At 58.9% G+C, this 12,974-nt stretch carries 10 protein-coding genes; 4 read left to right on the top strand and 6 right to left on the bottom strand.

Going from position 1 to position 12,974, the window contains the following annotated elements:
• Positions 1 to 57: 57 nt before the first annotated feature.
• The 3 genes from BPSY_RS06975 to BPSY_RS06965 all read right to left on the bottom strand — a co-directional run bounded on the left by BPSY_RS06975 (position 58) and on the right by BPSY_RS06965 (position 5,010).
• Complete coding sequence (locus BPSY_RS06975; protein WP_081884309.1) at positions 58 to 2,631, bottom strand: ATP-binding cassette domain-containing protein; 2,574 nt, start codon at positions 2,629 to 2,631, stop codon at positions 58 to 60.
• Between the two features lie 34 nt (positions 2,632 to 2,665).
• Positions 2,666 to 3,286 carry an ECF transporter S component gene (locus BPSY_RS06970; RefSeq protein WP_033496595.1) on the bottom strand — a complete coding sequence of 207 codons (621 nt, stop codon included), beginning with the start codon at positions 3,284 to 3,286 and terminating at the stop codon, positions 2,666 to 2,668.
• A 353-nt stretch (positions 3,287 to 3,639) separates the two neighbouring features.
• The gene (locus BPSY_RS06965) at positions 3,640 to 5,010 is read right to left on the bottom strand and encodes a dipeptidase (RefSeq protein WP_033496734.1); all 1,371 of its coding nucleotides are present in this window, start codon (positions 5,008 to 5,010) and stop codon (positions 3,640 to 3,642) included.
• A 75-nt stretch (positions 5,011 to 5,085) separates the two neighbouring features.
• On the opposite strand from BPSY_RS06965, the gene BPSY_RS06960 reads away from it, so the two are divergent.
• The 4 genes from BPSY_RS06960 (at position 5,086) to glnA (ending at position 9,920) form a co-directional block, all read left to right on the top strand.
• Positions 5,086 to 5,700, top strand: coding sequence for a DUF3043 domain-containing protein (locus BPSY_RS06960; RefSeq protein ID WP_033496597.1), 615 nt, complete (start codon positions 5,086 to 5,088; stop codon positions 5,698 to 5,700).
• A 110-nt stretch (positions 5,701 to 5,810) separates the two neighbouring features.
• The gene (gene lpdA / locus BPSY_RS06955) at positions 5,811 to 7,292 is read left to right on the top strand and encodes a dihydrolipoyl dehydrogenase (RefSeq protein ID WP_081884308.1); all 1,482 of its coding nucleotides are present in this window, start codon (positions 5,811 to 5,813) and stop codon (positions 7,290 to 7,292) included.
• 162 nt (positions 7,293 to 7,454) lie between these two features.
• Complete coding sequence (locus BPSY_RS06950; RefSeq protein WP_033496599.1) at positions 7,455 to 8,192, top strand: DUF4191 domain-containing protein; 738 nt, start codon at positions 7,455 to 7,457, stop codon at positions 8,190 to 8,192.
• A gap of 291 nt (positions 8,193 to 8,483) precedes the next feature.
• Positions 8,484 to 9,920, top strand: a complete 1,437-nt coding sequence (gene glnA / locus BPSY_RS06945) for a type I glutamate--ammonia ligase (protein WP_033496601.1) — start codon at positions 8,484 to 8,486, stop codon at positions 9,918 to 9,920.
• A 195-nt stretch (positions 9,921 to 10,115) separates the two neighbouring features.
• Here glnA and ptsP read toward each other — a convergent pair whose 3' ends face one another.
• The 3 genes from ptsP to alsE all read right to left on the bottom strand — a co-directional run bounded on the left by ptsP (position 10,116) and on the right by alsE (position 12,950).
• Complete coding sequence (gene ptsP, locus BPSY_RS06940) at positions 10,116 to 11,738, bottom strand: phosphoenolpyruvate--protein phosphotransferase (RefSeq protein ID WP_033496603.1); 1,623 nt, start codon at positions 11,736 to 11,738, stop codon at positions 10,116 to 10,118.
• Positions 11,738 to 11,998, bottom strand: coding sequence for an HPr family phosphocarrier protein (locus tag BPSY_RS06935; protein WP_033496605.1), 261 nt, complete (start codon positions 11,996 to 11,998; stop codon positions 11,738 to 11,740). Before BPSY_RS06935 ends, ptsP begins: the two co-directional genes overlap by 1 nt.
• Positions 11,999 to 12,248: 250 nt before the next feature.
• Positions 12,249 to 12,950: a D-allulose 6-phosphate 3-epimerase gene (gene alsE, locus BPSY_RS06930; RefSeq protein WP_033496607.1), complete on the bottom strand. Its 702-nt coding sequence runs from the start codon at positions 12,948 to 12,950 to the stop codon at positions 12,249 to 12,251.
• Between the last annotated feature and the right edge of the window lie 24 nt (positions 12,951 to 12,974).

Raw genomic sequence — 12,974 nt, 5'->3', positions numbered from 1 at the left:
TGTTCGGAGGGAATTCAGGTCAGCCGACTTTGCCGACCAGCCCTGACTGCACGGGCATCAGCCGCCGAAGAAGGTGAAGGTACCGAGGACTCCGGCGGATACCAAGGCGATGATCGGCACACTCAGGCAAATCACCATATAGGTGTAATCCCTGGCCCCGAACACGGAAAGACGCGCATGGCTTCTCGGCCCCGCTCCCCCGAAGCCTCTGGCCTGCATCGCGGTGGCGAGTGTGGTCGAACGCCGTATCGACAGCACCAGCAAAGCGAAAGCCTGCGGGAAGAAGGTCCGTATCGCGTTGTCGTCGCCCAGGCCACGCGACCTGCGCGAAGCGGTGAGCGCCCCCCAATCATCCTGCAACACCGTGAACAGGCGCATTCCCGCCAAACCGCCGTAGACGAAGCGATCCGGCAGGTGCAGCACCTGGCTGAAGGAGTCGGCAAGATCGGTGGCGTCAATGCCGAGGACGGCGATGATCGCAGGAATGCCGATGGCGAGGATCCTCAGGAAGGTGGCCACGGCCAGATCAACCGAGCGGTCGGTCACATGGATCAGACCCCACTGCCATATGGTGTCGCCACCGCTTTTGCCATACAGCACCACCGCCAGAGCCGAGCCGGGTGCCCCGATGAACAAAGGCCATGTGGAACGCACCAGGCGCCAGGGGGTGAAGCCCGCGATCATGAACAGCAGCACTTCGAGAACAAGTGAAACCGTGGCGGACACCCAATCCAGACTCACCAGCATAGGCAGCGTGGCCACAAGGGCGCCTATCACGCGGAAGGCCGGATTCAGTGACGCCAGGAAGGGCGAGCGGCTTGAGGGAGGCACGGTCTCATCACGCATATCCATCGGACTGACGGGAATATGCGCCATATCACGGCTCCCCTGCGAGCCGGCATCCCAGGAAGTGACACTTCCCTGCGGTGCCAGCTCGACCACACGGGCATCAAGCGCGGTGACCAGATCACGGTCATGGGTGATCACGATGATGCTGACCCCGTCTGATCGCAACGAGTGAATCAGCCGGACGATCTGCATCCAGGTGCGTCTGTCCTGGCCGAATGTCGGCTCATCCAGCAGCAGCACACGCGGGGCGGCCGCGAGCGCGGCGGCGACGGTCAGCCTGCGCTTCTCACCACCCGAAAGCGTATAGGGATTGACCCTCGCATAGCGTTTGAGATTGAAACGTTCAAGCAGATCATCCGCCCGCTGCTGCGCCTCCTGGGGAGGCATGCCGCTCCGCTGGGGAGCGAGCAGCATCTCCTCCATCACCGTTCCTTTGGCGAATTGGTGTTCCGGATTCTGGAACACGTAGGAGATGCGGGATGCCAGATCACTGGATTTCCAGGTGTACGGATCCGACTGAACAAGCCCATCCGCCAGCTTGGCCTCGGCAATGACCTCGCCCTTCACGGCTTTGAGCAGGCCGGCGAGTGTGAGCGACAGCGTGGACTTCCCCACCCCGTTGGGCCCGACCAGCGCGGTGATCTGTCCCGGCCTGAAATCCAGATCGATATGCTCGGCGATCGCCGTGCCCTCACGCCCGATCGAAAGGTCGTGTGCACGGAGCAGGGGCTCGCCCTCGCCCTGCGAAGCCGGGTAATCAGGTTCGTCAGGGGTGCTGATGGCCGTGATCGCATCCTCCGGACGGCGGTAGCGTTCAGGGACCCAGATGCCGAGCTGCGCGAAATCCAGCCCGTGATCGGTGAAGATCTCCTCCGGTGTCCCATCGGCCACCACCACGGTTTTGCGGAAGGCACTTCGGTCCATATCGTCATGATCGGAGTCGTTCACGATATCCGAATGCGCGTTGTTCTCGGATTCGAGTCCCAGCACCACAACGCGGTCGATCATGTCTATCCACGGTTCGGCATGATGCTCGACCAGAAGCATCGTGCAGTTTCGCCGGTCCACGACATCGCGAACCGCCTTCACGATCTGATGGACGCCGTCCGGATCGAGGTTGGCGGTGGGCTCGTCAAGCAGCAGCACACCCGGACGCATCGCCAGCGCCCCGGCCAATGCCGCACGCTGCATCTGACCACCGCTGAGGTGCAGCACCGAATGCTCCAGTTTCAACTCCCCCATGCCGACCGAAGACAGGCTCTCGCGTGTCCGCTGCCAGATCTCATCTCTGGGGACGTCCAGGTTTTCGGGGCCGAAGGCGACGTTATCGCCCAGACGTTGGAAAATGGCCTGCGCATCCGGATCCTGGAGCACCAGGCCGACGCTGCCGATACGTTCCTGAACCGGATCGTCACCGACCAGCACCCGTCCTTCGGTCAGGCCTCCGTCGGCGTCGGAAACGGCGGCGGTCACGTCCTGCGCGCCATCGGCGGCCGGGATGGCATCCACCTGGCTGCCGATCAACCCGGCAGCGCCCTCAAGGATCGTCGATTTGCCGATTCCCGAAGCCCCAAGGAGCAGCACCCGCTCGCCCTGCTCGATGTGCAGGGAAAGATCACGGACGGCGAAATGACGGCGTGAGGCGTGTTTGTATCCCCAATGGTCGAATGTCAGGGAGGACGCCCCGCCATCCGAGGTACGAACGCCCGGGACCGCGGCGCGTGCGCTTCCTGCTTGAGAAGCGTCCTGCGACGAGTCGATGTCCGACACTGTTGCCTTCATGCTTGAACGATCCGATCTGTGGTTCCGAATGGTATCAATCCGCTATTCCACGCACCTCGCGTCCTGAAGCGAAATGATCCAAGGCACCGGTTTTGGCGATGGCGATGTAGAGGTACCACATCAGTATGCCCGCGATCACGGCCCCGGAGACCAGTGTGGTGAGCAGATAGATGATGCCGTATGAACCGCCCCAGTCGATGGCCTGCAGATTCGTGAAGAAGGAGTACCCCCAGCAGCCCAATCCCGACAACGCACCCGAAAGCACCAGGGTCGAGGGATTCCACTTGCGATACATCAGGATGACGAATATGAGTTCCGCCATCACACCCTGCACCAGACCGATCACGAAGGTCGCACCGCCGCCCCAGATATTACCCATCAGGGCTTCGAGTACGGCGGCGACCACCTCGGCATAGATGGCGGCACCCGGTTTACGCACGATCACCGCGGCCAGAGGTCCGGCGAAAAGCCACAGACCGTTGAAGACGCCTCCGAAGCCCGGAATGATCGCCTCCAGGAAATTCCAAGGACCGGTCGAGATCAGTGCGACGAGCCAATAGATCAATGAGCTGGCGACGCCGATCACCGAAGCCACCGCGATATCCACCACGCGCCACCGCAGAACGGGCCGTGCCGAAGTTGTTGTTGAAGTCATGATGCTGTGCCTTTCATATCCATGCGCATCTTGCGCATGATGGTGCAATTCAAGGCACGGGAAAAGAGCGACATCCGTGCGCCGGCATTACCCGGTATACGTTCGTTCGGTTGAGGCTTCGCCTCATCTCAGCCGCACGCTCACGCATGCAGCCCCCGTGTCACCAGCGATACTAGCCAAGCCCCTGACCAAATACAATGCGCATCCGCGCATCACCATCCGCCTGCGATGAATCTCACAATCCCGACCATCGCGGGCATACGACTGCGGGCGCCATACCCGCCTTCAACAACAGGGGTATGGCGCCCGCCGCGCGCCGGAATGTGACAGCTCTCGTCACTGCGCTGTCGTCATCACTCGTTTGCCAGCCGGTCAAGCAGCAGGGCCTCGGTGATCACGTTGTTGCGCAGCCCCGAGAGTGAAATCGACTCATTCGGGCTATGGGCGTTGGACTTCGGATCCTCGGGGCCGGTCACCAGCACCTGCGCTTCAGGGAAGATGCGCTGCAGTTCCGGGATGAAGGGGATCGATCCACCCTCGCCCTTGTTGACCACATCCGTGCTGAATGCCTCGCTCATGGCCTCCTCGGCGGTCTTCACGGCTTTGGCGTTCGGATCCATCGCCCAGCCCATGCCGTTGTCCAGAGGCGTGACCGTCACCTGCGCACCGAAAGGCGCATGTTCGGTCAGGAATGCCGCGAGCGCACGCTGTGCCTCTTCGGGACGCTGCGAGGGGGCCGTGCGCAGGGAGAGCCTGAAGGTCGCCGCATCGGCGAGCACATTGAAGGAACCTTCGACGGGGTGGGCATCGAAGCCTATGACGGTCAGGCTCGGCTTCGTCCAGAGCCGTGAAGCCAGGGAGCCCGTTCCCGCGAAGCGCAGTCCCTGCACCGTTGCGGCATCGTTTCTCAAGGTCTCCTCATCCAGGTCGCGCTGCAATCCGCCGACCGGCTCCTCAGCCGTGATGCCGGGTACCACGAGTTCGCCCGATTCGTCATACATGCTGGAGATCAGCATGGCCGCAAGCGTATTCGCATCGAGGATCGGGCCGCCGAATTGCCCGGAATGCACCGGATGGCCAAGAACCCTCAAGCTCACATCAAGCGTCGTGTTCCCGCGCAGGGAGGTGGTCAGGCTCGGCACATCAGCCGACCAGTTGCCCGAATCCGCGACGATGATCACATCGGCCGCGAACTCATCCTGATGCTGCTCGATGAATGGAATGAAGCTTGGTGAGCCCATCTCCTCCTCGCCTTCGATGAAGATCTTGATATTCACGCCAAGATCATCACCCAGGGCCTTCAGCGCACCCGAATGGATGGCGATGCCACCGCCGTCATCGGCGGATCCACGACCATACAGACGTCCGTCCTTCTCCACCGCCACGAAGGGATCGGTGTCCCAATCGCCCGCGTCGGGAACAGGCTGCACGTCGTGATGCGCATAAAGCAGCACGGTCGGTGCGGCGGGATCGACGATGCGTGATCCGACCACCTCGTAGGCCCCCGGGGTCCCATCCGGGTTGTGCGACTGGACGACATGGGCATCGATGCCCAGCGCCTTGAACTCCTGCTCGACGAAGCCTGCGGAACGCTTCATATGCTCACCGGTGATGCCCTGCGCCGAAACGGAAGCGCAAGCCACCTTGTCGGCGAGCAGCGTGACGATGCGCTGCCAATCCCCCTGCACGCGATCGCGAATGTCATCACTAGTCAATGTGGTCATATCCATCTCCCAACACTCTTGTTGTAACGGGCCTGCGAGGCCTTATGCGTCTAGGCGTCACCGTAACCTGTTCGCATGACATGGAACCCATTGAAACGCAACGCCGCCGAAGACGCCGAGGCGCAGATCCCGATAGCTGAAGACGATGAAGATTCAACAGGGAAAGGACGCCCGACACCGAAGCGCAGGCAGGTCGAGGCCCAGAACCTCAGGCCGATCGTTCCAAAGGACCGCAAGGCGAGCCGCAAGGTCGAGCGCAACAAGCTGCGCGAAAAGCAGAACGAGGAATACGATGCGATGCGCAGCGGCGACGTGAAGCATATGCCGGCTGCCGAGAAGCTTCCCTGGCGTGTGTACATCCGCGACTACATCGATGCGCGTTGGAACCTCGCCGAGTTCTTCATCCCGGTCGCCTTCGTGATCCTGCTGGGTTCGATGGCCGTGACGGCCTTCTACCCGCAGCTCTCCATGCCGCTGCTGATCCTGATGTACGCCTATCTCATCGCGGCCGTGATCGATATCGCCTTCATGTGGAGGAAGCTCAAGGTCAAACTCACCGAGAAGTACGGTGAACGCGCCGTCGCCAAGGGTTCGCGCTCCGCGACCTACGCATGGTCCCGCGCCCTGCAGTTGCGCCGGTGGCGAATGCCTCGCCCTCGCACCCCAAAGAGGGGAAACTGGCCGAAGTAGGGTCGTTGCTTCACATCATCCTTCGTTAATGCGTTGACACTGATGCGTTGATGTTGATGCGTTGACACGGCTTCGAACACAGGCAACAGCACGCATCGTCAGGGGGACGCATGAGCGAAGCACATGAAGATACGCAGAACAGCACTGATACAACCGAGACAGCCGAACACGACCGGCTCCAATATGACATCGCCGTCATCGGAGCCGGTCCCGGCGGGTATTCCGCAGCGTTGCGGGCTAGTGAGCTCGGTAAGCACGTCGTCATCATCGAACGCGATGCCGTGGTAGGCGGCACCTGCCTGAATCGCGGATGCATCCCGACCAAGGCTCTGATCACCTCCGTCGGCACGATCAATGAGGCCAAGCATGCACAGAGCACCGGCATCAAACTCGAATTCCAAGGCATAGATTTCGGCGAGTTGCGTGATCACCGCGAACGGATGGTCAGCACCATGACCGAGGGGCTTGCGGCTCTGCTGAAGCACCGGAAGGTGGATGTCATCCACGGGCAGGCCAGCATCAGCGGCACCGGCGAGCTGACGGTGCAAAACGATGACTCGACGCAGACCATCAAGGCCACCGATATCATCATCGCGACCGGATCACGGCCCCGACCGCTGCCCGATATCCCCTTCTCCGACGTCATCCTTGATTCGGATCACGCCCTGACCTTGGACACCTTCCCCGACAGCGCGGTCATCATCGGATCGGGCGCGATCGCACTGGAATTCGCAAGCCTGTGGAACACCGCGGGATGCAAGGTCACACTGCTCGCCCGCAAGGACCGCGTGATCTCAGGATGGAGCAAACGCGCAGGCGTCACGCTGGGACGTGAATTGAAACGCAGCGGCATCAATCTCATCACCCATGCCTCATGCACAGGCATCGACACCGGCGACAACCTCGGAGCCACCGTGCATTACAAGGACGAGCATGATGATGAGCAGCAGGTCGAGGCCGATGTGGTGCTGGTGGCCATCGGCAGGCAGGCCGCGACCGACGCGCAGTGGTTCGCGGATGCAGGCATCGACCTGGACGGGCATGGACTGGTGAAAACCGATGAACTGGGGCAAAGCAGCGTCGAGCATGTCTGGGCCGTCGGCGACATCACCCCCGGCCACCAACTGGCCCACAGGGCCTTCGAGCAGGGCATCACCGTTGCCGAGGCCATAGCGGGTCTCGAACCACGAGGAGTCGACGACAACACCGTGCCGCAGATCGTGTTCTCAACGCCCGAAGCCGCGGCGGTGGGCATGACGCTTGATGCGGCACAGGAGGATGACACCCTGGTCAGCGTCAAGGAAACCGCCTACCCGATGATGTCCAACGCCAGGGTGCTGATGACCGGTCAGGGAGGCTCACTGTCCGTGGTCACCGGCTGTGATGAATCCGATCCCGATACCCCGGTGGTGCTCGGCGCCCAGATCATCGGTCCCCACGCCAGCGAGATGATCGCCGAGGCGGAGCAACTGGTGGGCAACCGCGTCCCCTTGGCCGACGCCGCACGGCTCATCCATCCGCATCCGACCTTCAGCGAGGCCTTCGGCGAGAGCCTGCTCAAAGCCGACGAGCGGCCTTTGCACGTGCGTTAGCATCGGCCGCCGCGAATCCCATCCGGCGTAGGCCCTCCCTTCCATGAAGGGCCTACGCCGGTATTCATGAGGAGGGTGCGGACGGGCATCACCGACGGGAAGCGCTTCCTTGTGTCTCTTGGTAGACTGTCTTTCCAGTAATGCAACTTAAGTGAGGGTGGTATGGCAGAGAACGCTGACAAGGCTCAGTCCAAGAAGACGAAGAAATCACAGGGCACGCTTTCCCAGATCAAACAGATCTATTCCTTCACTGCAAAGGAAGACAAACTACTGCCGTGGCTGCTGGTCCTGGCCGTTCTGGCACCGGTGCTGGTGGCCGTCATCATAGGCCTGCTGATCAAGGCCGGATGGTTCACATGGATCATGGTCGTCCTGACGGGCATCATGTGCGGGCTGCTGCTCGCCACCATCACCCTGACCAAGCGTTCGGACAGGGTCGGCTACCGCCGTATGGAAGGCCGTCCCGGAGCCACAGGTGCGGTTCTCAACAACATCACCAAGGGCGGTTTCAACTTCCCGCAGGAACCCGTGTGGATCGACATGAAGACCAAGGACGCCGTATGGCGTGGAACCGGTCGTGCCGGTGTCTACCTGGTCGGTGAGGGCGATTACTCCCGCGTGCTCAAAGCAATGGAACGCGAAGAGACCAAAATCCATAGGATCACACGCGGATCGGCGATTCCCGTCCATAAGATCAGTGTGGGCAAAGGCGAGCAGCAGGTCGCGCTCTCCAATCTGCAACGCACCGTGATGCGCAAGAAGATCAAGCTGACCAAATACGAACTCGAACAGCTCAACGATCGCCTGCGCACCTTGCAGCAGCAATCAGGCGTCGGCGTTCCCAAGGGAGTGGACCCCACGAAGATGCGTGTCAACAGGCGCGCGATGCGAGGACGCTGAGCAGCCGGACAGCCTTTGGTGTGATCATCCGACGACGAGCCGGTATCACACCTCGGGCATCCACCGTCGCCTGTATATACCGCCTATACCACCTGTGCTCTCGGCACAGGCCCATATTGATCCATGTGGACGCACCGCTTACTCCCGGTGCGTCCACATAGTGGTTTCAGGCTCCCCCGGTATTCTGGGAGTTGTGATGTGACGAAACATCCTCGTAACCTACCGGGCGCGTATGGGAAACGCACTCTTCTAGACTTGGAATTCGTAAGTTCTCATGAAAGGAGCAGTTCAGTGACTGAACTGAAAACAAAGGCCGATGCCGAGGCTCTTATCAACACGGAGGGCGTGGAATACGTTTCCATCCGTTTCACGGATCTCATCGGCGTGCAGCAGCACTTCACGGTGCCAACAAATGAGTTCCTCGACAATGCATTCGACGAAGGCATGCCTTTCGACGGATCATCGGTCCAGGGATTCCAGGCCATCAACGAATCCGATATGAAGCTGGTGCCTGATGTGAGCACTGCATTCATCGATCCTTTCCGCAAGCACAAGACTCTCAACGTGGCCTTCTCCATCGTGGACCCACTCACCGATGAGCCTTACTCACGCGATCCCCGCCAGGTTGCCGCCAAGGCCGAGGCGTACCTCAAGTCCACCGGCATCGCGGACACCGCCTCCTTCGCACCCGAAGCCGAGTTCTTCATCTTCGACAAGGTGCGTTATGAGAACAGCATGAGCCGTTCCTTCTACGAAGTCGATTCGATTGAGGCTCCCTGGAATTCAGGAACCGACATCGAGGATGACGGCACACCGAACATCGGGTTCAAGAACCGCGTGAAGCGCGGCTACTTCCCAGTGCCGCCAATCGACCACAACCAGGATCTGCGCGACGACATGGTCGCCAACCTGCAGCAGGTCGGCCTGATCCTCGAGCGTTCGCACCATGAGGTTGCAGGCGCCGGACAGCAGGAGATCAACTACCGCTTCAACACCCTGCAGCATGCAGGCGACGATCTGATGAAGTACAAGTACATCGTGCATGAGACCGCAGCCCTCGCAGGCAAGGCGGCCACCTTCATGCCGAAGCCGATCGCAGGAGACAACGGCACCGGCATGCATTGCCACCAGTCCCTCTGGAAAGACGGCAAGCCCCTGTTCTACGACGAGAGAGGATACGGCGGCCTCTCCGATATCGCACGCTGGTATGTCGGCGGATTGATCAAGCACGCTCCTTCAGTCCTCGCCTTCACCAACCCCTCGATGAATTCATACCATCGTCTGGTTCCCGGCTACGAAGCCCCAGTCAACCTCGTCTACTCGGCCCGTAACCGTTCGGCGGCTATCCGCATCCCGCTCGCAGGTACCTCACCAGCGGCGAAGCGCATCGAGTTCCGCGCACCGGATCCAAGCTCGAACCCCTTCCTGGCCTTCTCCGCTCAGCTGATGGCCGGCCTGGACGGCATCCTGAACCACATCGAGCCACCGGAACCAGTCGACAAGGATCTCTACGAGCTTCCTCCCGAAGAGCATGACCAGATCGCACAGGTCCCAGGCTCACTGACCGAGGCCCTGAATGCCCTCGAAGCCGATCACGACTTCCTGACGGCCGGCGACGTCTTCACCGACGATCTCATCGAGACCTGGCTTGAGCTCAAGCACGGCGAAATCGACGAGGCCCGCCTCGCCCCGACGCCACTCGAGTACGAGCTCTACTTCCACATCTGAGTTTCAGATATGCAGTTCCGCTGATGCACTGATGGTCTCAACACGGTGCCATTAAGGCATCACCGGATATCAATAAGCCTTCCCCGCGAATCTCGCAGGGAAGGCTTATTGCTGTTCATGAACGCGCTGCCGCCGCATCAACGATGCCGGAATGAGAATCACCACAATCGCCGACACCGGCACGCACACCCAGTATCAACGCTTTCTGATGGCCTCCCGCAATGGCAAAATGCTTTTAGGCGACACGGACAACTCATCAATTCCCATATCGAGGAACGTGTCCGTAAGAGCTACATCCGCTCCGAGTTCGCCACAAATGCCACACCAGATACCATGATCATGCGCGGCCTTGACCGTCATATCGATCATTCGTAATACCGCCGGCGAATGGGGATCCGCGAACCTACCCAGGTTGGGGTTCTGCCTATCACAAGCCAGTGTGTATTGCGTCAGATCATTAGTGCCGATTGAGAAGAAATCCACTTCAGCGGCAAGTTCGTCGGCCATGATAACGGATGCGGGCGTCTCGATCATGATGCCGACAGCGATGTCCTCATTGAACCGAACATGCGCGGCACGCAGCTCCGACTTCACTTGGGATAGTATGCCTTTGGCCTCGCGCACCTCCGACACGGAGGTTATCATCGGGAACATCACGGCGATATTCCCATATGCCGATGCTCTTAACAAGGCCCTTAACTGCACCTTGAATATCTCTGGTTGCGTCAGACAGATGCGAATTGCCCGGTACCCCAACGCGGGGTTGTCCTCATGCTCGAGTCCGAAGTAGTCGGCCTGTTTATCAGCGCCTATATCCAGGGTGCGGATCACCACGAGCCGGTCACCCATCTTCTGGGCAACCTCACGATACGCTTCGAACTGGTATTCCTCCGTGGGGAAATCGGCACTCTCAAGATACAAAAACTCACTGCGGAACAGTCCGATACCCTCGCCGTCGTTGGCCAGTACGGCAGTAACATCCGAAGGACGACCTATGTTCGCATAGAGTCGTACCGTCTGACCTGTGCTGGTTCTTGTGGCTTGTCCCTTAAGTTTCTGCAGCAGTCGCACATGTTCTTCAAAGCCCGACTGCTTCTCGCGATACTGCTGGAGAGTGGCATCATCCGGATCGATGATCACAGTGCCTGTTGAGCCGTCTACCACCATCATTTCCCCGGTGTCGGACGATTCAAATCCCTTATGCACACCGATTACCACAGGCAGTCCCATCGTCCGCGCGAGTATCGCCGTATGTGAATTCGACGATCCCTGCTCGGTAACGAATCCCAATACCGCGGAACGATCCAATTGCACTGTTTCACTGGGTGCAAGATCTTCGGCAGCAACAATATGACCGGATCCCTGTACGGTGCTGTCATTACCGTCGCGGTTGCCGAGAATATCGATTACTCGCTGCGAAACATCTCTGATGTCGCTGGCGCGAGCTTGCATGTAGGAATTATCCATAGCCTCGAACATCGCCGCGAATTGTTCCATAGTGCTATTCACCGCGAATTCAGCATTCACAGAGCTGGACATGATGAGATCTTCGATACTGCTGACGTATTCAGGATCCCGAAGCATCAGTCGGTGCGTATCGAACAGCTCTGCCTTGCCCTCCCCCAGCTTGGCCGCGGTGCTGTCACGAATAACACCTAACTGCTGGATTGCCGTAGTTTGGGCGGCACGAAAACGCTCCACCTCCGCCTGAGGGTCCTCAACCACCCTGCGAATAACCGCTTCGTTCGCCGTATGCAGCACTTGGACCGGTCCTATGGCGATTCCCGCGGATACACCAACACCTTGGAAACTCTTCATCACATGGACTCCTTGAAGAACTGTTGCAACGCAGCGGCAGCCGCCTCTTCATCGGATCCCGATACCGAGACCTCGATAACATCGCCTTGTTGCGCACCCAGACCCATCACACTCAGAATTCCTTTGGCGTCAACGGATCTATCCGATGCGTTGAGTGTGACGGCAGACTCATATTCCTGTGCTTTGCTCACTAATTGCCCTGCCGGACGGGCATGAATCCCCGCAGGATCGGTAACAGTGAAATTGAATGTTTTAGCCATAATCGTTCTTTCTTGAACTGAGAGATATACCGTTGCCAATACAGATCGAGCCTCAAAGACTTCGGTGGATGATGCATGTGGCCGCCGTTGCGGTGAAACAGCCGCCTAGGGGCATCACAAAAAGCATCGATAAGCCTGGGAATACTACTGAAAACCAAGCCCTGATGAGATTCCTATGTTGTGATGCCACGCACTGTACTGGCAAGGGGTCTTCTCTGCTGATCCTCTACGTCCGAGACGCTACATCGGTCTACAAACCATTATCGAAGCGGAAGCCCGTGGAACTCTCATACTCCTGCAGCATCTGCTTCCAGGAATCTTCAATGTTGTCCGTGAGACCGAATAGACCGCTTCGCCCTATGACATAAATATCCGGGTTCGCATCCGAAATCATCTTCCAGTGTTTCAGATTCGTGGAGCCATCCATCTCGATCTGATATGTATAGCCCTGTTCCTCTCTCAATTCTCGCAACTGGGTTATTTTCCGCAAACAGCTCTGCAAAAACCGCTGTCCGGCGAAACCAGGATCAATGGTCATAATGGTCACTTTGTCGAGCAAATCGATGTAAGGCATTATGGTGTCTATGCTGGTCTCAGGGTTGAGCACCGCACCCGCCTTCAGACCGGCGTGGTGAATCTCGTCAATCATGCTGAAAGCCACCCCATTGGCCACCTCGGATGGGAAACATATCTCATCACAGTTGACATCAATCAGCTGTTTGACCCAAAACGGCGCATCCGTGACCATCATGTGCGCGGACATGGGAACGTCGGATATCTTGCGCACCTGTTCAACGAACCATGGTGAGAGAGTGATATTAGGGACGAAATGACCGTCCATGATATCGATATGATAAGAGTTCACTTTATCGTTGAGGAAGGTGATCTGTTCTTTGAATTGGTCCAAATCCATCGTCATCAAAGACGGAGAAAGTTGAATTTTCCTTGACATTATCGTAATTATTACCTTTCGTGA

It is taken from the genome of Bifidobacterium psychraerophilum, assembly GCF_000741705.1.
Classification (GTDB): domain Bacteria; phylum Actinomycetota; class Actinomycetes; order Actinomycetales; family Bifidobacteriaceae; genus Bombiscardovia; species Bombiscardovia psychraerophila.
The sequence above is the reverse complement of the archived record's forward strand: the minus strand, read 5'-3'. Positions and strand labels throughout refer to the sequence as shown.